The organism is Granulicella sibirica (assembly GCF_004115155.1).
GTDB lineage: Bacteria > Acidobacteriota > Terriglobia > Terriglobales > Acidobacteriaceae > Edaphobacter > Edaphobacter sibiricus.
In genome coordinates this window covers 2149722-2175022 of sequence record NZ_RDSM01000001.1, presented here as the reverse complement: position 1 = coordinate 2175022, position 25301 = coordinate 2149722, and the positions used below count along the sequence as shown (strand labels likewise).

General features: G+C 61.5%; 19 protein-coding genes. 7 read left to right on the top strand and 12 right to left on the bottom strand.

Annotated features, from left to right (window positions below; translation table 11 throughout):
• Positions 1-94: 94 nt before the first annotated feature.
• Positions 95-1423, bottom strand: a complete 1329-nt coding sequence (locus GRAN_RS09015) for a M20 metallopeptidase family protein (RefSeq protein ID WP_241654422.1) — start codon at positions 1421-1423, stop codon at positions 95-97.
• 291 nt (positions 1424-1714) lie between these two features.
• Between GRAN_RS09015 and GRAN_RS09010 the strand changes: the two genes are divergently transcribed.
• From GRAN_RS09010 to hslU, 4 genes are all read left to right on the top strand, one after another.
• The gene (locus GRAN_RS09010; protein ID WP_128912558.1) at positions 1715-2071 is read left to right on the top strand and encodes a hypothetical protein; all 357 of its coding nucleotides are present in this window, start codon (positions 1715-1717) and stop codon (positions 2069-2071) included.
• A gap of 250 nt (positions 2072-2321) precedes the next feature.
• Positions 2322-5273 (top strand): outer membrane protein assembly factor BamA, encoded by a 2952-nt coding sequence (bamA, locus tag GRAN_RS09005; protein ID WP_128912557.1) that lies wholly within the window; start codon positions 2322-2324, stop codon positions 5271-5273.
• Positions 5274-5391: 118 nt separating this feature from the next.
• Entirely contained in the window at positions 5392-6006 is a 615-nt protein-coding gene (gene hslV, locus GRAN_RS09000; RefSeq protein WP_128912556.1) for an ATP-dependent protease subunit HslV, read from the top strand.
• Between the two features lie 55 nt (positions 6007-6061).
• Complete coding sequence (hslU, locus tag GRAN_RS08995; RefSeq protein ID WP_128912555.1) at positions 6062-7771, top strand: ATP-dependent protease ATPase subunit HslU; 1710 nt, start codon at positions 6062-6064, stop codon at positions 7769-7771.
• Positions 7772-7799: 28 nt separating this feature from the next.
• On the opposite strand, the gene GRAN_RS25450 is transcribed toward hslU, so the two are convergent.
• On the bottom strand, positions 7800-7976 hold the full coding sequence (locus tag GRAN_RS25450) for a hypothetical protein (protein ID WP_161570902.1): 177 nt from the start codon (positions 7974-7976) through the stop codon (positions 7800-7802).
• Positions 7977-8141: 165 nt separating this feature from the next.
• Positions 8142-8567, bottom strand: coding sequence for an OsmC family protein (locus tag GRAN_RS08990; protein WP_128912554.1), 426 nt, complete (start codon positions 8565-8567; stop codon positions 8142-8144).
• Positions 8568-8670: 103 nt separating this feature from the next.
• Between GRAN_RS08990 and GRAN_RS08985 the strand changes: the two genes are divergently transcribed.
• On the top strand, positions 8671-9324 hold the full coding sequence (locus GRAN_RS08985) for a DsbA family protein (RefSeq protein WP_128912553.1): 654 nt from the start codon (positions 8671-8673) through the stop codon (positions 9322-9324).
• Positions 9325-9333: 9 nt separating this feature from the next.
• Here GRAN_RS08985 and GRAN_RS08980 read toward each other — a convergent pair whose 3' ends face one another.
• Positions 9334-11478 (bottom strand): type IA DNA topoisomerase, encoded by a 2145-nt coding sequence (locus tag GRAN_RS08980; protein ID WP_128912552.1) that lies wholly within the window; start codon positions 11476-11478, stop codon positions 9334-9336.
• A 156-nt stretch (positions 11479-11634) separates the two neighbouring features.
• On the opposite strand from GRAN_RS08980, the gene GRAN_RS08975 reads away from it, so the two are divergent.
• Entirely contained in the window at positions 11635-11949 is a 315-nt protein-coding gene (locus tag GRAN_RS08975) for a hypothetical protein (RefSeq protein ID WP_206662725.1), read from the top strand.
• A 73-nt stretch (positions 11950-12022) separates the two neighbouring features.
• Here the strand turns inward: GRAN_RS08975 and GRAN_RS08970 are convergent, their stop codons facing one another.
• From GRAN_RS08970 to GRAN_RS08960, 3 genes are all read right to left on the bottom strand, one after another.
• Entirely contained in the window at positions 12023-12358 is a 336-nt protein-coding gene (locus tag GRAN_RS08970) for a cupin domain-containing protein (RefSeq protein ID WP_128912551.1), read from the bottom strand.
• Positions 12358-14010 carry a M28 family peptidase gene (locus tag GRAN_RS08965; protein ID WP_241654421.1) on the bottom strand — a complete coding sequence of 551 codons (1653 nt, stop codon included), beginning with the start codon at positions 14008-14010 and terminating at the stop codon, positions 12358-12360. The genes GRAN_RS08970 and GRAN_RS08965 overlap by 1 nt, the downstream gene beginning before the upstream one ends.
• An 82-nt stretch (positions 14011-14092) precedes the next feature.
• Positions 14093-15208, bottom strand: coding sequence for an A/G-specific adenine glycosylase (locus GRAN_RS08960; RefSeq protein WP_128912550.1), 1116 nt, complete (start codon positions 15206-15208; stop codon positions 14093-14095).
• 35 nt (positions 15209-15243) lie between these two features.
• On the opposite strand from GRAN_RS08960, the gene GRAN_RS08955 reads away from it, so the two are divergent.
• A complete protein-coding gene (locus GRAN_RS08955; RefSeq protein WP_128912549.1) occupies positions 15244-16572 on the top strand; it encodes an MGH1-like glycoside hydrolase domain-containing protein in 1329 nt (442 codons plus the stop codon).
• Between the two features lie 48 nt (positions 16573-16620).
• Here the strand turns inward: GRAN_RS08955 and GRAN_RS08950 are convergent, their stop codons facing one another.
• The 5 genes from GRAN_RS08950 to GRAN_RS08930 form a co-directional block, all read right to left on the bottom strand.
• The gene (locus GRAN_RS08950; RefSeq protein WP_128912548.1) at positions 16621-17649 is read right to left on the bottom strand and encodes a DUF6807 domain-containing protein; all 1029 of its coding nucleotides are present in this window, start codon (positions 17647-17649) and stop codon (positions 16621-16623) included.
• Complete coding sequence (locus GRAN_RS08945; RefSeq protein ID WP_128912547.1) at positions 17642-19000, bottom strand: Gfo/Idh/MocA family protein; 1359 nt, start codon at positions 18998-19000, stop codon at positions 17642-17644. The genes GRAN_RS08950 and GRAN_RS08945 overlap by 8 nt, the downstream gene beginning before the upstream one ends.
• A gap of 92 nt (positions 19001-19092) precedes the next feature.
• Entirely contained in the window at positions 19093-22614 is a 3522-nt protein-coding gene (locus tag GRAN_RS08940) for a carboxypeptidase-like regulatory domain-containing protein (protein ID WP_241654420.1), read from the bottom strand.
• Positions 22615-22886: 272 nt separating this feature from the next.
• Positions 22887-23507 carry a YdeI/OmpD-associated family protein gene (locus GRAN_RS08935; protein WP_128912546.1) on the bottom strand — a complete coding sequence of 207 codons (621 nt, stop codon included), beginning with the start codon at positions 23505-23507 and terminating at the stop codon, positions 22887-22889.
• Between the two features lie 68 nt (positions 23508-23575).
• On the bottom strand, positions 23576-25300 hold the full coding sequence (locus tag GRAN_RS08930) for a L,D-transpeptidase family protein (RefSeq protein WP_128912545.1): 1725 nt from the start codon (positions 25298-25300) through the stop codon (positions 23576-23578).
• Position 25301 lies beyond the last annotated feature (1 nt).

Sequence of the window (25301 nt, the reverse complement as noted above, 5' to 3'; positions counted from 1 at the left end):
ATGGGGTGCGGAAAGTGCTCCAGCCATGAGGGGCTGTAGAGATCATACTTTTGAAATCATATCGGTGTTTCCCTGCGGAATCGCTCGACCGCTCCTACTGGAGCAGCGAGATGGCGACAGCGGTAAGGCTTTTGACGCCAGTGGCGAGGGTGGGTTCAGGATCCGGTTCGAACTTGCTGGTGTGCAGGCCGGGGAGGAGTTGGCCGGCAGCGTTTGCGGTGGCGAGGCGGTCCGGGTACATGGCTCCGAGACGGAAGTAGACGGTGGGTGCCTTGGCGGCGATGCCGAAGACGCCTACGTCTTCCGAGCCCATGGTGACGGGTTCGTCGAAGACGTTGGCCGCTCCAAGGGTTGCGACCAATGTGGCTCTGACGCGAGCGGAGAGGGCCGGATCGTTGACGAGGACGGGGGTGGACTCGTTCTCCTGGACCGTGACGGTGGGCATCCTTTCCGGCGGAAGGCCGGCGGTGGTTCCGATGCCGAGGGCAATTTGCTTCAGGCCGTCGAGAATGACCTGGCGGCTCTGGTCGGAGAAGGCGCGTGTAGTGAGTTCGAGTTTGACCTCGTCGGGGATGATGTTGCGCTTGGTGCCGCCGTGGATCGAGCCGACGGTGACGACGGCTGGCTCGCGGGGGTCCTCTTCGCGGCTGACGATGGTCTGGATCTGCACGATGTACTCGGCGGCAAGGACGATGGGGTCGCGCCCGGCGTAGGGGTAGGCTCCGTGGCCGCCGATGCCGCGGATGGTGACGTCGACGGAGGTAGAGGAAGCCATCGCGGGGCCGGCCGCAAGACTGACGGTGCCGGCGGCGCGAGTGTTGGTGTCATGGAGGCCGATGACCATGTCGGGCTTGCCGAAGCGCTCGAAGAGATGGTCGGCCACCATGGCTTTGGCCCCGTCGATGGTCTCCTCGGAAGGCTGACCCACGATCATGAGGGTACCGTGCCAGGCGGACCTGTTCGCGGCGAGCGTGCGGGCGGTGCCGATGAGAACTGTGGTGTGGACGTCGTGCCCGCAGGCCTCCATGACCCCGACCTCCTGACCGGCTTTGTTCTTGGTCTTGACGTGCGAAGCATACGGGACGCCGGTCTCTTCGGTGATGGGGAGTGCGTCCATGTCGCCGCGGACAAGGAGGGCGGGCCCGGAGCCGTTCTTGAGGATGCCGACGACGCCGAAGGCCTTCGAGCCGTCGGGGTAGACGCCTACGTGATCCGTAACGGTGTAACCGGATTTGCGGAGTTCGGCCGCGACGAGCGCTGACGTGTTGATCTCGAAGTGGGAGAGCTCGGGGTGGGCATGGATCTGCTTGTAGGTGTCGACGAGGACGGGCAGTTGCTTCTGCTCGAAGGCGGCGATGTCTTGCGCGGGAGCGAACGCGGGCGAGAGGCAGAGACAGCCGAGAGCGATGGAGGATCGGAGCAAGGGAATCCTCGATAGGAGAGTGGGTTCTCGGGAAGGATACATCACCGCTTCGGACTGAACGCAGAGAGGATTGGGGCACAATGGCGTGCAGGAGGTGCTGGATGTCTGTGACCTTTTGTGTAAATCGCTACCTGGCTGTCTACTCCGGTGTCCTGACGATCGTCTTCGCGGCTACCGTTCTCATGGGTCTGAAGAAAGCATGGCGGGCTGATCTTTGGCGGGAAGAAGGATGCGCAGGGGCACATCAGCAGCTTCGGACGCCTGAGCTTCGACCAGTACAACCAGGACCAGGTGCTCACGCTCGATGCCTCGGATGATGACGGGAAACGCTCGTCGGGGATCACCGTCAACGATGCCCCTGCCGCGCCTCTGACCCCGGAGATCCTGACCGCCTACAACCGCATTTACTCCATGCCGAAGGGGCTGGAGCGAGATGGCGCGATGGCGGAGTTTATGAAGACATATCCGAAGCTATCGCAGCGGGCTTACCTCGGGCGGGACCAAGACGACTCGGTCGGGCTGAAGCTGCGCGACGTGCATGGGAAGGTGCGGGCCGCGCTCCGGGTGAAGGCGGATGGGACGCCGATCCTTGAGTTTCTGGATGAGTCCGGGAAGGTGATGCAGAAGATGACGGCGGACGGGCGATAGGCACGATCAGCCACTGCACCAGAAACGGTGCATCCTGACCATCGGGGCATGGGCGGCATGTGAAAAAGCGGGCGTAGACCCTGTACTTTCAGCGTTGCGCCACGTCTAAAAACCACCGCTGGGGAGAACCACACGAGTAGCCGGAATGGCACCGAAGCTGAGGTGCCGACTCGCTAACCGGGAGGCAGTCCCATATAATCAGGGTTTGCCGATGGAACCTGCCGGGCGCGATCTTGTCAGCAGTGAGGGTGTGCGTATTTTTACCGTAAAGCGAGAGAGCGGAAGCTCCCTGAACGATCAGACCACGCCTGTGCGCCCGCGCTTTAGCCGCTCCCGCCTCGCAAGTGCCCTTGTTGCCGTCGCCTGTGCGACGGTTGGGGCTCCTCTTCTCACCTCCAACGCCGAGGCGCAGTCTGCCCCGGTTCCAGCGCCGGGCTCTGGCCAGACATTGTGCCAGCCTCAGGTCATTGGAAACCGCCGTATCCCCAAGGAGTCTGTTCTCGCCCGCCTGTTCTCGCACCAGGGCGACCTCTACGATCCGGCGCTGATCGAGCGCGATTTCAACTCGCTGTGGAATACCGGCTACTTCGACGATGTGCGCATCGAGCGTGAGGACACCCCGGCCTGTATCCAGATCGTCGTGATCGTCCGCGAGAAGCCCACCATTCGCGAGATCAACTACAAGGGCGTCAACGCCGTCTCGCAGTCTGACATTCTCGACCGGTTCAAGAAGGCCAAGGTCGCGCTTTCGGTCGAGAGCCAGTACGACCCGACCAAGATCAAGCGCGCCGAAGTCGTGTTGGCCGAACTGCTCGGCGAGCATGGACACCAGTTCGCGACCATTCGGACCGAAGTCAAGAACATTCCTCCAGCAGCCGTCGCGATCACCTTCAACGTGAAGGAAGGCCCGACGGTTAAGGTCGGCAAGATCCAGTTCCAGGGCAATGACAGCCTGAGCGACCGCACGCTGCGTAATGCGATGAAGAATCTGCGGCCAGTCGGCATTCCGCACTCGATCATCCTCGAGAACCTTTTCGCCCGCACGTTCGACGCGAGCAAGCTCGATGAAGACACCGAGCGCGTCCGTGCGGCTTACCGTGAGCGCGGCTACTTCAAGGTGATCCCGAGCGAGGCGCAGGTTAAGGTGCGCGACGCGGGAGGTCTGAATCCGTTTACGTTGCGTCCTTCGACCGGCAAGCGCGCGGACATCCTGATCCCGATCGAAGAGGGTTCGCGCTACCGGCTTGGCGGCGTTACCTTCACCGGCAACAAGGCTGTCACGAACACCAAGGTGCTGCGCGCGCAGTTCACGCAGAAGGATGGCGAGTACTTCAACGCCACGCAGTTCGGCAAGGGCATCGAACAGCTTCGCAAAGCGTATGGCGAACTTGGCTACATCAACTTCGTCGGGACCCCGGTACCGCGAATCGACGAAGCCAAGAAGCTGATCTACCTCGATATCGACATCGACGAAGGCAAGCCGTTCTATGTATCGCGCATTGAATTCACGGGAAACAGCATCACGCGTGACAAGGTCATCCGTCGCGAGCTTCTTCTCGAAGAAGGCCAGATCTACAACAGCCGCCTGTGGGATCTCTCGATCCTGCGTCTGAACCAGTTGAACTACTTCGAAGCGCTGAAGGCCGACCAGGACTCGGAATCGCGTCAGAACACCGACGACGGCACCGTCGACCTGCTGCTGAAGCTCAAGGAGAAGGGCAAGAACTCCATTGGCCTTAACGGCGGTATCAGCGGCCTTTCGGGAACGTTTATCGGGTTGAACTACGAGACGAACAACTTCCTCGGACTCGGCGAAACGCTTTCCGTGCAGGCGAACATCGGCGACCTTTCGCGCAACCTGAGCTTCGGGTTCACCGAGCCTTACCTGCGCAACAAGCCGATCTCACTCGGTGTGCAGGTGTTCACGAGCAAGTACGACTACAACCCGGCGAAGAGCTACTCGATCTCGCAGGGCGCTTCGGCCAACCTGAGCGCGGCTCAGACGTCGCAGTTGACGAACTATAACCAGTCGACGACCGGCCTTTCGCTCTCGCTGTCGCAGCCTCTGCGTCATCTCTTCGCGCATACGGGCGTGACCCGCGTCGGCGTCACGTACTCGCTGTCGCGTTCTTCGATCACGACGTTCAACGACAACACGCGCAACGTTTTCCAGTCGCTGGCCTTCCGCTCGGGCGTAACCGGCCAGAACCAGTTGAACGGCATCATCACGTCGATCCTGTCGCCGAGCTTCAGCTTCTCCAGCCTCGATCGCGCAGTCGGCCCGCATGGTGGACGCGACTTCAACGTGAGCATGGCGGTCGCGGGTGCAGGCGGAAACGTCAAGTACATCCAGCCCGTCGCGGCGTACCGGCAGTTCTACCCGATGAAGGGTCTGCGGATCAACAAGGAGGGCCACAACGTCCTCGGGTACCGCCTGCAGTTCGCTCACATCACCGGCTTCGGCGGCGAAGTGGCTCCCCCGGCAAACCGCATCTACACCGGCGGCGAGTCGGACGTACGCGGCTTCGACGTGCGATCGTCGTCGCCCTACACGTTCATCCCGAACAAGGTGCTCTTCAACCTGACGAACCCGGACGGTACGGTCGTTCCGCGTGATCCGACCAACCCCGTCCTGGGCAACGTTCAGATCCCGCTGCCGATCTACCGCCTTGTTTCGATCGGTGGCGACACGAGCTTCACGGCGAACCTCGAATACCGCATCCCGATCGCCAACCAGGTCACGTTCGCATTCTTTACCGACTTCGGCATGACGTTCGATCTGCAGCCGGGACAGTTGAAGCAGAACGCCTCAGGTCTGTCGACAATCTCGAGCCCGTCGTATGGCTGCCCGACGTTCGTCAACGGCGCCTGCTTCGGCGGACAACAGGTGGCGTTCCCGATCCAGTTGAACAACGTTCCGGGAACGAACTACGTGCCGCGTATGTCGAACGGTGCCGAGCTGCAGGTCATCCTGCCGATCGTCAACGCACCGTTCCGGCTCTACTACGCGTACAACCCGCTCCGCCTCTACAAGGACGTGCCGCAGCAGCTTGCGGTCGACAACGCGACCTTCCGCAGCTTCTTCCCGAACACCGGCGCCGGGCTCTACAGCTACGCGCAGGCGCTGCAGTTCTACGGAGCGGACTATACGCTGCGTGAGCCGAGGAAGACGTTCCGGTTGTCGGTCAGCACGACCTTCTAACCAACGGCAAACGAAGACGCAGAGGCCCGCCACAACGGCGGGCCTTCTGCTTTCTGCCGCTTGCACCGGGAACAGCGGCAGGGTCATCTAACTTGCAGGACTATACTGAAAGATGCTTATGAAAACCGCTACCGCTGCAGAAGCAGCAATCGCAAGACCCAACCAAACATCTCATCCGCTCGACCTGGCTGATGGCCGCCGCATTCGCTCGACCACCGTACTGTGCGTGCGGCGCGGAGACTCCGTCGTGATGGTTGCCGACGGACAGGTGACTCTCGGGTCGACCGTAATGAAGGGCTCGGCAAAGAAGCTGCGCCGGATGTACCAGGACAAGGTGATCGCCGGATTCGCGGGATCGACCGCGGACGCCTTCTCTCTCTTCAGTCGCTTCGAGGGCAAGCTGGAGCAGTACGCCGGCAACCTCGGACGGTCGGCCGTCGAACTTGCCAAGGAGTGGCGGACGGACAAGATGCTGCGCCACCTCGAAGCACTCCTCATCGTGACCGACCTCAAGCAGACCTTTGTGCTCTCGGGCGACGGCGACGTGATTGACCCGGACGAGGGCGTCGTCGCAATCGGCTCCGGCGGAAACTACGCGCTCGCCTCGGCGCGGGCGCTGATGGAGAACACCGAACTCAGCGCGCGAGAGATCGCCGTCAAGAGCCTCGAAATCGCCGGAAAGATCTGCATCTTTACCAATGACCACCTCATGATCGAAGAATTAAAGGCATAAACGCCGCATACTTCGCTCTCCCAGCACCACGAAACGGCATTAGACTTAGGAACCCATGGCAATCTTTTTACCCGGAACCGCTGAAGACCAGGCTCTCGCACTCGACGAGATGACTCCCCGCGAGATCGTCGCGGAACTCGATAAGTATGTTGTCGGCCAGCACGCGGCCAAGCGCGCCGTGGCGATCGCGCTGCGCAACCGCATGCGCCGGCAGAAGCTCGCGCCCGATCTCGCCGACGAGATCATGCCGAAGAACATCATCATGATCGGGCCAACCGGTGTGGGTAAGACGGAAATCGCCCGGCGTCTGGCCAAACTGACGAACTCGCCGTTCTTAAAGGTTGAGGCTTCGAAGTTTACCGAGGTCGGGTACGTCGGGCGGGATGTCGAGTCGATGATTCGGGATCTGGTCGAGAACGCCATCGACATGGTGCGGGAAGAGAAGCTTGAGGAAGTCGAGGACAAGGCGGAGCTGAGCGCCGAGGACCGTCTGCTCGATCTTCTTCTACCGCCGTCGAGCGTGCCTCCTGCAACGATTCCGGCTCCGCCCGCGTCCGCTTCGCAGCCGGTTCCGGTTGAGACGAACCATACGGGCAAGGTAATCGAACTGCCGGTTGTGACCGTCGACGAAGATCACACGAACGACCATGCGCAGGAGAATCATGACCGCGCCGTCGCGCAGCATGAGCACGCGCAGGATCTGAAGGATCTGCCGGTTCTGGCGAATGCGAAGGAACGGGACAAGCTGCGGCAGCAGTTCCGCGAGGGCAAGCTAGACGACAAGACTGTTGAGATCGATGTGCGCGACCGAAACCAGCCGAGCTTCGAGATCATCTCCACGCAGGGCTCCGAGGACATGGACATCAACCTCAAGGACATGATCCCGGGCTTGTTCGGGCAGAGGACGAAGAAGCGCAAGATGAAGGTATCGGAAGCGTTCGACTACCTCGTCCAGGAAGAAGAAGGCCGCCTGATCGACATGGACCAGGTGACGCGGGTCGCCATCGAGCGCGTCGAAGACTCCGGCATGGTGTTCCTCGACGAGATCGACAAGATTGCCGGGCGCGAGGGTGGGCATGGGCCTGACGTCTCGCGCGAGGGCGTGCAGCGGGATATCCTGCCGATCGTTGAAGGCACGACCGTCTCGACCAAGTACGGGATGGTCTCAACCGATCACATCCTGTTCATCGCTGCCGGGGCGTTCCACGTAACGAAACCGTCCGATCTGATTCCGGAGCTACAGGGGCGCTTCCCGATCCGCGTCGAGCTTCACTCGCTCACCGTAAGCGACTTCGTGCGCATCCTCACCGAGCCGAAGAGTTCGCTGGTGAAACAGTCGACCGCGCTGCTCGAGACCGAGGGGCTGAAGCTCGAGTTCACCCCGGAGGCTCTCGAGGAGATGGCGCAGTTCGCCTTCAAGGTGAACGAGACGACAGAGAACATCGGCGCGCGCAGGTTGCACACGATTATGGAGCGCGTGCTCGATGAGATCAGCTTCCAGGCTCCGGACCTGTTCAAGGCAGCCAAGTCAATGCCGACCCAGGAGGGCGTGATCGCCGAGATCGGTCCTTCGGCGCCGATTGTTTCGGAGCTTGCTCCCACGAAGGCCGGGGTAGCGACCGAACCGCAGTCGCCGCCACTTCCTGTCATCGAGCGCAAGACCGATACCGGGACCGAGAAGGTGATCGTGATCGACCCGGAGTACGTGCGGCAGCAGGTCGCCTCGATCGTCAAGGATCAGGATCTTAGCCGCTACATTCTGTAGTTATCCCTGTAGCAGCCGCCGAAACGGACTAGCCCTTCTTTGGCGGTGGTGGCGGCGCAGGGGCCGTACCGAGATAGAGGTTCGGACTTGCGTTATCCACGGTCTTCGTGAAGTGGAAGTCCCGCTGTCCGCCGGTGACCGTCTCCAATTGCTCGTCGGTCAATTCTCCCTCGTGTGCCGCGCCGGTCTTCGTAATCTCAGACATGCTGTCCTCATTTCCCGTTTCTTGAGATTTGCTTCCGGCGCACAAGCCTGTCGCACCACCGGCCAAACTGATAGGGAATACGTGGCTTAGATCGTTTCAGATGGACCGTGAACAGGAAAACGGGCGCCCCGAAGGACGCCCGCGTTCATTCCCATGCCGAAGCATCTAGACCAACTGCGCATCCAGAGTGATCTCGGCCGCCTTCAGCAGGCGCGAGATGGGGCAGCCTTCCTTGGCCTTCTTCGCCAGCTCGTCGAACTTCTCCTTGTCCGCCCCCGGAACCTTCGCCTTGGTGGTGAGGTGAATCTTGGTGACGGTCGGGCCGTCGTCGGTTTTCTCCATGGTCACGACAGCCGTAGTCTCGAGCGAATCCGGGACGAGGTCGGCGCTCGTCAACTGCCCGCTGAGAGCCATCGTGAAACAGCCCGCATGCGCCGCCGCAATCAACTCCTCGGGATTCGTCCCCACGCCGTTCTCAAACCGCGTTCCAAAGCTGTACTGCGCATCCTTCAACGTGCTGCTCTGCGTCGAAATCGTTCCCTTGCCCTCTTTGAGAGAGCCATGCCACACTGCACTCGCGCTACGATCCATATCCAATCTCCTGAAAGCAACGTCTAACCAACGCCAACTTCTATACGATGCGCGCGGGAGGTTCCGCGTGGGTCAACCAGACGTGAAAACCGGAGAGACCAAAATGAAACTTCTCGCCACCGCCGCCCTCGTCCTCTGCGCCTCCCTCTCCGCCGTTGCGCAGACCGCCGTGCCTGCCAACGCGCTCGATCCCTTCAAAGATACGAGCATGGTCAAGCCTCCCGCAGGCGCAAAGGTCGCGATCTACGAGTTTGAAGACCTCGAATGCCCCGCCTGCGCACAGGCCGCTCCCGTCGTCCACGCCGCCATCGATCACTATAAGATCCCCCTCGTCCGCCATGACTTCCCGCTGACAAACCTCCACCCCTGGAGCCTGCAGGCCGCCATCACAGCTCGGTATCTCCAGGACAAAGCGTCGCCGGTAATCGCCGAGACATTCCGTCGCGACGTCTTCGCCAGCCAGAACAGCATCGCCAGCCGCGACGACCTCGACAACTTCACCCGGCATTGGTTCCAGACGCACGGCGTAGCCCAGCCTTTCGTGATGGACGCCGACGGAGCCTGCCAAAAGGAGATCCAGGCCGATCGCGCGCTCGGTGCCCGCATGGGCATTGTCCATACGCCATGCATCTTCGTCGTCACGCCTCGGCGCTGGGTCCAGGTGGTCGATGTCAGCCAGCTCTATCGCACCATCGACGTAGCGCTTGCCGAAACAGCCGCACCTGCGATCGGCCCGGCGAAGGCCACGCACCGCTAGAGCCGGCCGCTACTTCTCGAACTCGAACTTCGCCTTGAACTCCGCGTCGAGCACGAGGAACGCGTCGAACTTCTTCCCGGCCTTCGACACGAACCCCTTGATCAGCGGAGTTCGCCCCTTCTTGCCGCAGAGGGCCTTCACCTGCGCCTCGGTGAGGGTCTTCTTAGCGACCTCGACCCAGACCTGGAAGCGGCAGCCCTGCCGGAACGCTGAGCAGCCGTAGAACGCCTGATCGCCGATGCGCCGCACCTCACCGGCCTTGCACTTCGGGCAAAGGATCGCCCCCTCCGGAAGCTTGAAGTCAGCCGAGCCCGGTTCGCCCGCCGCCGCCGGGGGACGGATCGCCGGAGCGGCGAGCACCTCGGGAATGTCCTCCCGCAGATAGCCCTCGATCTCCTCGCGCAGTTCGGCCGAGTTATACTCCCCCTGCTCGATCCCCATCAGCTTCTCTTCCATGGCCGCAGTGAGCGATGGGCTCGAGATCCGCTCACTGACCTGCGCGATCAGCGAAGTTCCCTTCGCCGTCGGAAAGAAGAACTTGCCATCGCGTCCTATGTATTCAGACTGCTCAAGACGCCCGATGATCGCAGATCGCGTGGCCTCGGTGCCGAGCCCCTTGCCCTTCATGATGGCCCGCAGTTCGTCGTCCTCGATGGACTTACCGGCGGTCTCCATCGCCGCAATAAGAGTGGCGTCGTTATAGCGCGGCGGAGGCTTGCGTTCTTTCGTCTTCAGTTCATGCGAGTCAACCGGGTAACGTTCGCCAACCTTCAGCGGAGGCAGCGTCCCGAGGGGCTCGCCATCCTCGCCACGCTCCACGTCGCCGGTCTTGCCGCCCATCAGCACGGCCCAGCCGGGGTCGGTGACGCGCGACCCGTTTGCCTGGAACTTCTGCCCCGCGATGTCCACGCCGACGCGCGTCATCTCGGTGATCTTGTCGGGCAGGAAGATCCCGAGGAACCGCGTCGTCACGAGGTTGTAGACGTTGCGCTCTTCGCTGCTGAGGCGCGCCGCCGAGGCCCGCGTGGGCAGAATCGCGTGGTGATCGCTCAGCTTCGCATCGTCGACATAGTTGTCACTGAGCGGAGGACCGTTCTCGGCCCGCTTGATCGCCGCCGCGACCACCTTCGCGTCCGCCTGGAAGCTGATGGCCTTGAGCGTCCCCGCGAGACCTGCCACCATATCCGTGCCAATGTGCCGGGAGCTAGTCCTTGGGTAGGTCAACACCTTGTAGTTCTCGTAGAGGCTCTGAGCGATCTCAAGCGTACGCGCGGCCGTGTAGCCATAGCGCTTGTTCGCGTCTTTCTGGAGCGCGCCGAGGTTATAAAGCTGTGGCGGCGAGCGCCTCTGCGTCGAGAGCTTCACCGACTCGATGAGCGCCTCGGTATCGGCGGGAATCGCCCGCTGAATCTCCTCGACCTCGAACTTCTCCTCAAAGTCGAAGGTCGTCTTGCCGCCGTCGAGAAACTTCAGCGCCTTGGCTACGAAGCCGGGCATCTGCGCATGAAGCTGGTAGAAGAAGCTCTTCACGAAGCCCGTAATCTGAGCTTCGCGCGCGACAATCAGCGCCAGCGTAGGAGTCTGGACCCGCCCGACGGTGCAGAGCACGCCATTCGTGATGGTGTAGGCGCGGGTGTAGTTCATCCCCCACAGCCAGTCGATCTCCGCCCGTGTCTGTGCTGAATCCGCCAGCGAATCGTAATCGGCCGCCGGACGCAGACGCTCAAACGCCTCGCGGATCGCCTCTTCCGTCAGAGAACTCGCCCAGAAGCGCATCACCGGCTTGCGGCATCCGGCCATGGCGTAGATACGCCGGAAGATCGCCTCGCCCTCGCGCCCGGCGTCGGCGGCGTTCACGACCTCGGTCGTATCGCGGGCATTCAGCAATCGCTTGACGACCGCGAACTGATCGGCTGTCTTGGGGTTTACGACGTAGTGCCACTGGCCGGGAATCATGGGCAGCTTCTGCGCCGTCCATGCGCCGGCCCATGCTGGGTTCAGCGTCTCAGGCATCGGCAGGTTGACGAGGTGCCCGATCGCATAGGTCACGATCGCGTTCGGGCCTTCGAAGAAGCCGTCCTGCCGCCGCTCGCACCCCAGCACACGCGCAATATCCCGCGCTACCGACGGCTTTTCCGCAACCACCACCCGCATCTTCGTTTCCTAACGTGGTCCCCAGCCAGAATGGCAAAGCGTCCACAGTTCAGTTTACCTCTCGCCTGCCTGCCTCTCGCTGGCCTGCCGCAAGCCTCCATTTCAGCGGAGCTGCCGTCTTAACCCGAAGTGCGCAGCAACGCACAGGAGAACGAAATGACCGCCCTCAGAAACACGACTACCCGCTTCGCCCTGGCTGCCTTCCTCGCCACAGCGACGGCTGCCCTCCCCACCTTCGCCCAGGAGCAAACGACCACCACACCGGCGCAGAATACCGCGCAGCCAGGAACCCAGCCCGAAACCACCCCCATGACGAAGGATCAGCTCAAGGCTCAGAAGAAGCAGCAGAAACAGGAAGAGAAAGCCGCCAACGCCAAGGCAAAGGCAGCCAAGAGCCAGGCGAAGGCGCAGAAGGACGCCGACAAAGCTACGCAGGAGCAGGAGAAGACCGAGCCCGCACCAAGTAAGTAACCGCAACACGCACAAATACGAAACGCCGCATCCCGTGCCTGCTGGATGCGGCGTTTTCATGTTCCAGCGTTGGTTACTTGGGGCGATAGTCCTCTCGGATGGGAGTGAAGATGTCGAGGACCTCGGAGGCTTCGAGCGCCGAAGCCTGGTGCGGCACGCCGCCCTCGACCACGAAGCTGTCCCCGGCCGCAACGTCGAACGCCTTACCACCGACGTCGACCCGTATCTTCCCCTTCACCACGTAGACGAGCTGTCCGTGCGGATGGCTGTGGCGCGCGCCGACCCAGTCAGCCTCGAAGAAGTGCCGGACCAACATCATCTGTTCGTTATGCGCGAGCACCTGGCGGATCATGCCGGGCTCGGGCGTTTGGCTGACGGCATCTCCGGTCTTCACGAAGGTAGTGTCCATCAGTTGCCCCCCGCCTTGCGCGCTGCTTCGAACTCATCGCCCGGCTGCCAGCCTACCGTGCCCTTCGCCGTCAGCGCCTGCCAGCCGAGGTCCATGCCGAAACGAGCCATGGTGGCAAGGCCGCGGAAGTCCATGTCCTCGGAGTAGTTGTCGGAAAAGTCGTGGTAGTGCTTCTCGTTGTACTCCTTCGCTTTCGCGAGACCCCAGGCCTCATCGTGTCCGGCGAAGAGTGTGCCCTGGTCGATCGAGAAGGCGGGGATACCGACGCGAGCGAGGCTGAAGTGGTCGCTGCGGTAGTAGCCGCCGGCCTCGGGATGCGCCTCGGGAACGATGGTCAGGCCAAACCGCTTCGCGGTCGATTCCACGACCGGGTAGAAGGTGGTGCGCTCGGCTCCGGCAACCTCGACCGATCGTGGCTCACCCTGTGGCAAAAGCGCGTCGTAGTTGAGGTCGAGCGAAAGCTCCTTCGGCGGAACGGGCGGATGCTGTCCGAGGTACTCGCTCCCAAGAAGCCCCTGTTCCTCCGCTGTCACAAGCGCGAAGAAGACATCGTGTGGCGGCTTCACTGTCATCGCACCCCATGCCCGCGCAAGCTCCAGCACGAGGCCGCTGCCGGTGCCATTATCAACCGCGCCGTTGTAGATGTTGTCGCCCGCCATGCCCGGCATAAAGCCGAGGTGATCGTAGTGGGCGGTGTAGAGGAGAGCCTGCGTATTCGGCTGCGCACCCTCGATTTTGCCGATGACGTTCGGGCTCACGAACGGGCGAATCTCGCTCTCCAGGTGAAGCTTCATCTTCACCGGAAGCTCGTATCCCTTGAAGCCATTCTTACCTGCGGCTGCGATCTCGACGTTGGCGTCTGGATCCTTACCCGCCGCGGCAAACAGCTTGCCCGCGACGCTTAGCTGTATCCAGCTTGCGGATTGAAGCGGCGGTTTTTTGTCGTCGCGAAGGTAGGTCTTCTCGCCGCTCCAGGAGTGCTCGACGACGCTCCAGCCGTAGCTCGCGAGGTCTGTCCGGTGGATGATGAGCGCGCCCACGGCACCCATGCGCGCGGCCTGCTCGAACTTGTACGTCCAGCGGCCGTAGTAGGTCATGGCCTTGCCTTTGAAGAACTTCGGATCGTCGGATGGCGGGTCGCCGACGATGACGAGCACCACCTTGCCCTTGACGTCTAGCCCAGCGTAGTCGTCCCAGCCGTACTCTGGAGCCGTCACGCCATAGCCAGCGAAGACGATCGGCACGTCGATGTCAACGCTTGGGGTGTGAGCCTGATTATTTGTAACGTAATCGGTGCCAAATGCGATCGGCAAGGGCGAATCACTCCCCGGGACGAACTCAGCCGTCGTCTTCGCCGGGATCGTCTTCACGCCGACGAAGTTCACCTGCTGCATATAGGTGCCGTTGTCGCCCGCAGGCTTCAAGCCCATCAGCGCGAACTCGGTCGCGATGTACTTCGCCGCGAGATCAGCCCCACGCAGACCAGGCCCACGCCCCTCGAGCAGGTCGTCAGAAAGAAAGCGCACGTGCGCGCGGATCTTCTCGCTATCGATCGACGCCTCGGCCGCCTTCACCGCAGGCGGAATCGCCTGCGCCCCCACACCAGCCGCACAGGCTGCCAAACCCACGAACGCCATCACACAAAGCTTCACACTGCCTCCAGCACTCAAATCACGATGAGGCAAGTCTACCCTCGTCTTCTACTCCCCAGGCCCAATTCCCTACTCCCTGCCTTTAGACCTTCACTGCGATTACGCCGAGCCGCTTCAGCACCTTGCGCGTCAATCCGGTCAGCGGTATCTCCGTCAGCTTGCTTGTGCGGACCCAGGATAGATCCTGCTCAGCGACGACGAGCGAAGAACGCAGCCCCGGCAAGTCGCCAAAGACCTGCACATAGTAGTTCGTATTGGTGATCGCGTGCCGTAGTCGCAGCATGGGCTCCATGCCTTCGACCGCATCCATCGGCAGCGGCGGGATCTCGAACATCCCGGCCATGAGGCTCGCCTCGTCGGGCCTGCGCTCGAGCAGAATTTCGGTCGCCGTCCCATCCTTGCGCAGGGCGAGAAGGTAGGCCGCGGGACGACTGGTCTGCTTGCCACGCGGTAAGGTCCGGTGCTCGCCGCGTGTGAGGCAGAGCGCATAGACCGGACAGTTCAAGCACAGCGGGGCCTTCGGAAGGCAGATGGTCGCGCCCAGTTCCATCATGGCCTGGTTGTGATCACCGGAGGCGTTGATCTTCGCGTGGAAGTCCGAAGCTTCGTCGATCCGGAGGGAGACTCTCTTCGCCGGCACAAGCGACGCCGCGATCTCGCGCACATAAGTCTTTCCGGCAGCGGTAGCATCTTCAGGCCTGCCCATCAGGCGCAGGATCACACGCTCGACATTCCCGTCGACCACCGCGATGCTCTCGCCGAAGGCAATGCTCGCGATAGCTGCGCAGGTGTACTCGCCGATGCCGGGCAGCGTACGTAGCTCTTCCGATGTTCTCGGCAGCACGCCGCCAAGCTCCTTCGTTACGAACTGTGCCGCCTTATGCAGCATCCGCGCCCGCCGATAATAGCCGAGCCCCGACCAGACGGCCAGCACATCCGCCTCGGGCGCAAGCGCCAGCGCCACAACCGTCGGGAACTTCTCCAGGAACACGCTGTAGTGTTCGATGACAGCCGCGACGCGCGTCTGCTGCAGCATGATCTCCGACACCCACGTCCGATACGGATCGACGTTTCCCCGCCACGGCAACTTGCGCGCATGCACGCGATACCAGCCCGAAAGAAGCCGCCGAAACCGTCGAGTCTGTCGATCGTCCAGCCTGACCTTGTCCTCCACGATCTCCGCGAACGCAACATCCATTTCCCGATTCTAAAACGCGAGGCTACACTTCTTGCGTGAGCCAGACCCGCCGAACCTTTCTGCAGACCGCTGCTCTCGCCGCCACCGCCCGCGTGCTGCATGCGACCGCTCCGGACGCGGGTTTGGACTCTACGCGTGCCGACGCCATTGCCACCGTGGCCGGCAACATTCGTATCCTGCCTCCGCGGCCCGATGGTTATAGCGAGCCTATGCTGATCGAGGGAAGCACCTATAACGGAGTGTGGATGGAATGCGGTCCACACGAGGCCCTGGTCTGGGCGCATCTCGCTGAACCGCATGAAGGCACACCCTCTCCGATGCAGGTCGCCCGCAACAATCACATGGCGTTCTTCGCGCTGCAGCGTCCCGACGGACAGTTCCCCTCTGCCTGCCGGGCCACAAGTACAGGGTTCGAGCAGATCCAGATGGTGATCTCGCTCGCGGCGACCGCCTGGGAGCTCTCCCGCAGGCCCGGTCTCCCGGACGCGCAGCATTTCCTCGAAACGGCCTACAGCGCCTGCTCCAAGTGGGATGCGTGGCTCCGCCAATACCGCGACACCCGGAAGACTGGTCTGGCCGAGGGCTTCTGCACCTACGACACCGGCCACGACAATAGCCCGCGCTGGGCCGGCATCCCAAACCGGTGCCTCGACGGCGACGCGCGCAAATGCCCGCCCATCCCCACTCTGCCGCGCCTGTGCCCCGACCTCTCCGCCACCGTGTACGGAGGCCGCATCGCTCTCGCCGCGATGGCCCGCACCCTCGGCAAACCCGACGAAGAGGCCCGCTGGCTGGCCGACGCCGAGCATATCCGCCGCCTCATCCTCACGAAGCTCTACAGCCCCGAGGACGGAGCCTTCTACGACCTCGATGCACAGAACAACTTCGTCCGTGTGCGGTCGGACGTCATCTCGCGCGTCCTCGGCGAGCATGTCCTTGACCTTTCACAACCAGCCGACAAGCGCATCTTCGAGGACGTCTGGACCAAGCAGATTCATAACCCGAAGGCGTTCTGGGCACCCTACCCGCTCTCGAGCATCGCGCAGGACGACCCCGTCTTCGTTCGCCCCATCCCACGCAACTCCTGGGGCGGAGCCTCACAAGCCCTCACTGCACTCCGCACCCCACGCTGGATGAGCCACTACGGCAAGGAGAAGGAGCTGCGGCACATGATGCAGCAGTGGGTCGAGGCCGTCGCCCGCGCCCATCGCGCCGAACCCGGCGGAGCCGCGTTCCGCCAGCAGATGGATCCGCAGACCGGGGTCTTCACCCTCCCCGATCCCGGCGGCTACTCGCCCTGCGCCCTCGTCTTCCTCGACTTCCAGAAGCGCCTCGGCCTTCATGGCCCGTCAAAGCCCGCCTGATACCACCGCCTTCTACTCCCTACTGCCTCTTCGCTACTCCCTGCCCTGCTACCTACTCTCGTAGGCATCGCTTTCGCGGTTCATCTCGTCCTTACCAGCCGCGTGCGCAAAAAGAATCACCCTGTATTTGAAGGTAGCGCTCTGCCCCTTCTCGATGGTGAAGTCATGCTGCGGGGCCTTGGGATCGAAGATGTGATCGCCGAGCGTATTCGCGGCGAACAACCCATATCCGCGTGCATGCCAGTAAGTCGGGTAGCCCGGGTTCCCCTTGTGATCAAGGATGGCGATTGTCTCCGTCTTGCCATCGGCATTCGTTCCGGTCAGCGAACACCAGCGCCCGCGCGTACTCCAGACCGCATCCCCTTCCTTGCCCTCGCTCGTCCGGTAGATGCCGGTAGCTCCCGTCGTATCGGCAGTCGACACGGTTGTGGGGCGCCCGCTTGCATCGGCAAACGTCCCGCCTTTCTCTGTCGGAGATTCGAGGAAATGCGCCACGCGTATGCCGAGCACGCCCTCTTTGTCGTCGTGGAACACGGCCTTATCGAGCGCCTTCAGCGTTGTCACGCGGTCGATGATGCGGGCATCGCCACGCTTCATGAAGACGAACGTGTCCTCTTCTTTCAGAAGATCATCTCCCTTACCCGTCTTCCACACACTTTCAACCACTAACTCGCCACGATCCTTGCCGCTCTTCGTGGACACGATCTTCTCCATCCGGATCGTGCCCATCTTGCCGCGATCCGCTTCCTTGATGGCGTCCGAGTTATTCCAGAAGTCGAAGCCATTCACGTTGCCATAGTTGAACCACATTCCCGCATGATGTGGGTGATCGACGCGTTCGCCGGGCCGCGGCTCCAGCGGATAGCCGCGCGTGACAGTCACGCCATCGGGCGCGACCAGGGGATACAGCACGGGCTTCTTCAGCGACGTCGGCCACACGTACGACGTGAAGCGTTGCCCGTCGATCGTTATATCGACTTTGCGATTGGCCTCATCTGGCGTGACCTTCACCTGTCCTCCAGCCATTAACCCCGCAAAGGAGAACGCCACCGCTGCGAGGCACAAAGCCCTAAACATGCTTGCCTCCGGCGACCACCTGCTGCGTCTTATCGTCGAACGTCACCTTGGTGCCGGTCTGCATCGCCGCAATGCACATGCATAGCGCGACGGAGTGGTTATAACCCGCCTCGATGCTCGCGTTCGGCGTTTTGCGCGAGCGCACGCACTCCATCCAGTTACGCATGTTCGCGCCCGTCTGCGGATCGCCCGAGCCGGTGTTCGCATCGGTTGAAACCTTCTCCACCTTCTCCGCCAGCGAAAAGCTTTTGAGCAACTTCGGCTCCATCTTCATCTCGCCCGCATACTTCGCCGTCAGGCCACCTTCAGGCGTCACCATCTGTGTATCCATGTTGAGCATGCCGCCGGTCGAGTAGTACAACTCCTTCACGCCATCGGCCGAGTTATTCTGCCGCGATGAGAAGACGACCTGGAAGCCCTTCGACATATCATCCAGCGGACCATAGTCGAAGACCGCCGTCATCGTATCCCAGTTGCGCCGGCCATCCTTCCACGCATAGATGCCACCATTTGCGACGACGCTGCGCGGATGCGGGAGACCCGTGAACCAGTGAACGGTATCGATCTGGTGGACGAGCCACTGGTCGGGAAGACCCGAGGAGTAAGGCCAGAACAAGCGGAACTCGAGGTACTTCCGCGCATCGAACGGCTCGTATGGTTCGTTGAGCAGATAGCGCTTCCAGTCCGTGTCCTGCTCCTTCAACAAGGGCACCGCATCAGGGCGCCGCCATCGTCCGGGCTGGTTCACGTTCCAAACCAGCTCAACCGAGACGAGGTCTCCGAACGCGCCGCTCTGGATGTACTCATACGCCTTCATATAACTCGGCGTGCTGCGTCGCTGCGTGCCGACCTGCACGATCTTCCCGGTCTTATGCACGGCATCGCGGAAGAGCCGCGCATCGGCCATGGAGTGCGCGGTGGGCTTCTCGACGTAGGCGTCGCGTCCTGCGTTCACCGCCTCGGCACCATGCTGTGCGTGCTGAAAGTCAGCCGTCGCAATCAAAACCGCATCGACGTCTTTGCGAGCGTATAACTCATCGTTATTGCGAACCGCATCGACCTTCTTGCCGCTCTTTTGCGAGAGCATCGCAGCGCCCTGGTCGCGGCGCATGCTCCAGATATCCGAGACGGCAACGAACTCGAAGTTCATATCGCTGCAGTTCGCCATGAACGCGGGCACAAGCGCCTGCTTCATGCGGTCACCGCATCCGACGATGGCCGTCCGCACGCGATCGTTCGCGCCCGGAATCGCCGCATAGCTTTGCGCCGTCCAGCCGGTGACCGCGACGCCCGCAGCCGCGGCTCCAGCTGCCTTCAAAAAGTCTCTGCGATTGCTTTCCTGTTCCTTCATCGGGAATCTCCTGAACTCAAGTCGTTGTGTCGTGGATGCGGCTAAAGATACCTTCTCCTCTTGGGTACTAGAGGAGAAGGTGAAAAGTTTCATCAGAAGGCAATCTTCACTGAAGCCTGAAAGAGACGTGGGTTAGAGCCGCTGGCAAGAGTCGAGGTCTGTCCGAAGGTCGTCGACGCCGTGCTGCTCGTGGGATTGCCGAGGTTGGGGTGATTGAGGACGTTGAAGGCTTCAAGACGGAACGTCGCATTGAGGCTCTCATGGATAGGGAAGACGCGAGAGATCTGCGCATCGAACTGATAGTTCGTCGGTCCGCGGAAGGCGTTGCGGCCGATGTTCCCGAAGGTGCCGGCGGCCGGCCCCTGGGCGCAGTTCGCGTTGAGTGCGCTCGGGCAGAAGGCAAGCGGGTTGAGATAGTTGCGGTTTGCCCCGCCCGAGCCGGAGCGGATGACGGTGCGGGTATAGGGCTTGGCACCGGGCACAAGGTTCGGGCGATCGAGCGTGACTGCAGTAAGGGAAACATCGGTACCGGACGTGACGTTGAAGGGCGCACCGCTGATGATGTGGGTCAACGGAGCAAACTCCCAGTTGTTGATCGCAAGCTTGGCATAGCGATTCCCAAGGTTAAAGTTGCTGCGTACGATCAGCACGAGGTTCTCGACGTGGCGAAAGTCCGCACCGCACGGGCCATAGTCCAGAGCGGGGTTGTTCGGGTTCTCGACAGAGGAACCGGCGAGATCGCCGTTGGCATCGGCGTTGTTCAGGCACTTCGAGTAGGTGTGGTTGAAGAGAAGGCTGAAGGTCGACGAGAGCCGGTGCTGCACTGTCGTGATGAGTCCGTTGTAGTTACCCGTTCCCTTGTCCCCGACGAGCGCCGACTGGTTTCCGCCTGCATACTGGTTGCCCTGGAGTGGGTTGAGTTGCGTGAGCAGGTAACGCTGCGCCGAGTTCGCGGTCGTCGAGCAGGGCTGTCCGGCCACGCCGTTCTTCCCCGCGGGTCCGGTGGTCACGACACCCGCGCATCCCGTGTTGTTCGCCCCCCATACGCCAGGGACGTACACCGCAGGGCTGATCGGAAGACCCAGGGGAATGTGACTTGTCTTGTTCCCGACGTAGTCCACCTGCAACTGCCAGCCGTGGCTGAACCCGTGCTGCACGCTTGCCGTCCACTGCATCGTGGCCGAAGGATGATATTTCACGGGCAGCACGATGTACTGCGACTGCGCGAAGAACTGCGCGCTCGCAGGCATGGGGATCGCGGGTTGCGGGAACGGATTGGACGTCGACGTACCGGCCGACCAGGGATTTGTGAAGCTGATTGGTCCCGAGTTCGCGGTTGGCTGCTGCTTGATGTCCGTGGCAAAGGGTGGGTTCTGCTGGTTGCGTTGACCGGTGAAGTAGTTCACCTCGTCGTAGATATAGGTGGCGCCCGCGCGGACAACCGTCTTGCCGTCGCCGGTAAGGTCATAGGCAAGGCCAAGGTTCGGCGTGAACTGCCAGGGCGAGTTCTGGGTGAACTGGCGAGACACGCCAGGATCGCCGTAGTAGAACGTTCCGGCCGGAGCGCTGGGATAAACACTGCTGGTCTTGCCCGCTATAAACGAGGCAAGGTCGAAGATGGTGCCGCGGTTGAAGAAGTCAACAGGCATGAACTCCGGAGCCCAGCGCAGGCCGGCAACGATGGTCAGTTGCTTGGTGGCATGGAAGGTGTCCTGCACGTAGATGCTGGGGATATTTCCGCGCAGGGCGTTCCCTTGGAATTTGCTCTGCTCGAAGGAGTTCATCGCTCCCATCAGGAAGTCGAGGTTGTTATCGGCGCCGGTCTTGGTTCCACCGTTGGGACCATTGACGCTGTAGTTCAAGCTGCCCCCGAAGGTGAAAATACCGTTCGAGTTATAGGCATTAGAGATGTTGAGTTGGTTATGCACGATCTCGCCACCGATGACGATCTGGTGCTTGCCGCGCAGCATGGTCACGAGTTCTTCGAAGGCCAGGAAGTTATCGTTGAAGTGCGAGACCGAGTTACCTCCGCCGCCGAGGGTGAACTTGTTCGCCACCGCGACATAGAGCCCGTTCGGCACACCCTGGAACGCATTGACGCCGAGTGTCGTTGCATTGATGTCGCTTGCGGCATAACCGCGATTGTTGCGGCGACGGGAAACCGTGATGTGTGCCGAATTGACGGTCTTCGCACTGAGCGCATAGTCCTCGCCAAGCGTGAAGCTCTGAACGCGCTGCGAGTTACCCGACTGCGTCGTGATGAGGATATTCGTCGGCGAGAAGAAGGCGGGCGCCTGATAACCGTCGATGAAGTAGCGGGCGTAGAGATTGTTCTTGTTGTTGATGGTCCAGTCGACACGCGTCACGAACTGGTTGTCACCGATCTGGAGAGGAATCTGGTAGCTGACAAAACCGAGCGGGTCCGTGGTGGTGGGCAGATACTTCGCCAGCGCAAGTGCCTGTGGGTTGAACAGCGCGGGATTGATCTTGTTACCCGGCAGCGCCACGCCGGTCAGCGGATTCACCAGTTGAACGCTCGGATCGCTCGCCGAGAAATCCCCCGCGAGGTTAGCCTGCGACGGTACATTGGCGCTGGTAGCGGCCTGCGACTGTTTGTTCGACGTCCGTTGATACCCGGCAAAGGCAAAGAGCTTGTCCTTCTTGATATAGCCACCGAAGGTGCCGCCATACTGGTTCTGGTGCAGCGTATCCTTCGCGCTGCAGGTCGTCGCCGGTGCAACGGGTTTGCAGGTGGAGAAGAAGCCGGTTGCGTTCAGGTAGTTATTGCGAAGGAACTCAAACGCCGAGCCGTGGAACTTGTTCGTGCCGGAACGCGTGACCACGTTGACCAGACCGCCTGAGTGCTCTCCCTCCGCCGCGCCAAGCGCCGAGGACTCCACCGAAAACTGGCTGACCGCATCGGGGAAGGGGAAAGGCAGGTTGCCATTCGCCATGTAGTCGTTGTTATCTCCACCGTCGAGCTTCCACTGCGTGGTGTTGCCGCCCGAACCGGCGACCGAAACTGCGATTGTCTGGTACGAGTATTTGCTGCCCGTAAAATCGCCGGCCGGCGCCGGGGTCGATCCACCCGAGAGTGTAATCAGAGCCGTCATCTGCCGGCCATTCAGCGGCATCTCCGTCAGCGTCTGTGAGTCGACCGTCTGTTTGAACGAGACGTCCTCGGTCTGCAGCGCCAGGCCTTCCGAATGAACCTCAACCCGCTGTTCCGATGTGCCCACCGTCATCCCGGCGTTCACCGAGATGCTGCTTCCGACTTCGAGCACGTTGCCCGTGCTGCTGTAAGTCTGGAAGCCGGTGGCCACCACCGTAATGGAGTACGTTCCGACGACCAGGTTCGGGAAGGTGTACACCCCGGCAGCATCGGTCGTAGCCACGTGAGCCACTTGCGTGGACGTTTCGGTCGCGGTGACCTGCGCTCCCGGGATGACGGCGCCAGTCGGATCCGTGACGGTTCCCTGGATATTGCCCGCGCCGGCCGTCTGCGCATACGCGCTTGGAACCAAAATGGGGGACGAGACGAGCACTGGGGCCAGCAGTGCGGCAGAGCCGAGGCTCATGCGACGAAGGATAGAGAGTGCGCGGTTGCTTTTCATAGTCCTGCTCCATGCACGTAGCTTCTAGGGCGACCCACGCTTCGGGTTCGCTTCTGAAAAACAGAGCTCTTCAGTGCGGAGCGGAATATAGCGAGGCCAAACGAGAAATGTCAACCAGAAAACTGTTTTTCCTTGCCGATTGGTCCGTCCAAACCCCCGCGATCATCCCATTAAGCGCCACTTGCGGCACTCAGCGGATCCAGATCGCTCCGTCAGGTCTGACCAATAGCACCGAAATCCCCCGCACGCCTTGCCTTGCGAAAACAGGAACCTCAGCGGCTTTCGTACTTCCAATTCCGCTTCTTCCCTTCGGCGATCCACGTCACCGCCTGCACGATCCGCTTGCCCCGCGTCTCCGCCCGCTTAGCCTCGGTGATCCACTCCAGGTACTCCTTCCGGCAGCTCTGCGCCATGCCCGAGAAGTTCTCCGTCGCCCCTCCGGTCTTCGCCAGCGCGCTCGCAAAGTCCTCGGGAACCATGAGCTCCGCCTTCGCCGCCTTCCGCGGCACCCTCTTCTCCGCCTTCGGAGAAGCCTTCCCCTCTTCAAGCGACTTGATCGCCTCACGAATCAGTCCCGTAAGCACCGCATCCGAAGGCAGATCCTCAAGGCGAGTAATCCGCCCCACCGAACCGCTTGCCCCATCGCCGGTAATGCCCTCCAGGCGCAGCGCTCCCGTCATCCACGGACCCCACACCCCAAAGCTGCAATGAGCCGTGAACGCGGACATATTTCCAATCAACGAGCCCCGATAGAGGAAGAACGGTCGCGACCACTTGATCGACTCTTCGATCTCGCCATTCGCCTTATGAACCAGCTTCCGCAGATGCCGCAGGATGGGCTTCGCGAACTCGGCCGACTTGTTGATATACGCGTCTACCCGAGGATCTTCCACATCGCCTCCACGCTCGATTGCCTGCAAACAAAATACGCAATCGAACGCGGCGAGGCCATAGGAAATCGCTAAACCGTGTCGCCGTTCTTTGGCTTCACCGGCTCCTTGTACTCCGGATACGGCGGACCCTTCTTCAGGATCTCCTGCATCTTCTCGTCGTACTTGTAGATGTCGTCGAAGAAGTCCACCTTGCCGTCCTCGCCAACGATCCCCGTCAGGTAGAAGATCACGATCGGCAGAGGCGTCTTCAGGTTCACCTGGTTGTTATCCTTGCCGTTGTTCATGGCGTCCTGGACCTTATCCAGATCCCAGTCACCCTGCCCCTGCAATACCCACGCCGCAAGCTCATCCGGCTTCTGCACCCGCACACACCCGTGGCTGAAGTCGCGCCGCGTGCGATTGAACAACTCCGTCGCTGGTGTCGAGTGCAGATAGATGTCGTACTCATTCGGGAACATGAACTTCACCAGCCCAAGCGAGTTCTTCGGCCCCGGCTTCTCCCGCACCATCACGCCACCCTGGATGACCTGCTTGGCCGTGTAACCCGTCTGCACCTCGCCCTTATTGTTGGTCACTTCGAAGTTCTTCGCCGCCAGGTACCCAATGTTTCCCTCGATATGTGCCGCAAGCTCTTTCTTCACGATGCTCATCGGCACATTCCAGTACGGCCGGAAGATGAGGTACTTCATCATGTGCGTGAACACTGGTGTCTCATGTTCCCCAACGACTTTCCCCACCACCACCTTCATCGTGAAGTCGAGCTTGTGATCCGGGTCGTACCCGCGCAGCACAAACTCCGGCAGGTTCACCATTAACCGTGGCTTAATGTAGTCTCCCGGCAGCCAGCGCCAGCGTTCCAGTGAGCTCGAAAGCTGCAGCGCCCTTTGCGCGAGGGGCACATTCATCGACGCGATCGTCTGCGTACTCAGCTTCCCATCCGGCGTGATGCCATGCCGCATCTGGTAGTTCTTCACGCCGTCCGAAAGCTCCTTGGTAAACGTCGCGCCGCCGGCAGCCCCGCCATCCTCCAGATCCCCTTCGAGCTTCAACCGGGCCGCGAGCGCGTCAGCCGCCGCATACGACCCACCCACGCTCACAGCCTTCGGAACATCCGGCAGCGCCTGCGCCCCACCCGTCTCCTGCTGCTTCGCCAGCTCGAGATACTTCGCCAACGCATTCTCGGTCGCCCGGTACTGATCGTTATCTGGCTCGACCGTCGCAATCAGCTTCGGCACATCGTCCCCGTCAACCGCGTTATCTGAGACGAACTCCGGCAGGTCATACTTCTTCTCCTGCGCGTTGATATCGAAGTTGAAGTGCTGCGGATTCACCCGCCCAATCCGCAGGTCGGAGATGTAGCGCATCACCGAGATCGTCATCGCCACGTCATACTCCGCGATGGCATCATCCGAATTTTTGCCCAGCGCCTGCACACGCGCTGCCCACCGCGACGCGTCGTAATCTTCAGGGTTCAACCCCTTCTTCGCCGCATCCTGGAACGCCTTGGTGAACGCCACCGCCGAATCCGTCGGCTTGCCGTCACGCGTCCACGCGATCTCCTCATTTCGATCGTCGTAGAAAGTCTGCACCAGCGGCTGGTAGGAACCAATATCCGGGATCTTCAGAAACGCCAGCTTGTTCGACTTCACCAACGGATCGATCTTCTGCGAATAAGCATCCGTATTCGGCTTCGACCGCGTCTTGCGATGCCGTTTGCACCCGTCCACCGCCATCAGCACAGCAAGCCCACAAACCGTCACCGCCCCAACCCGCACACTACGACCGAGAATCATT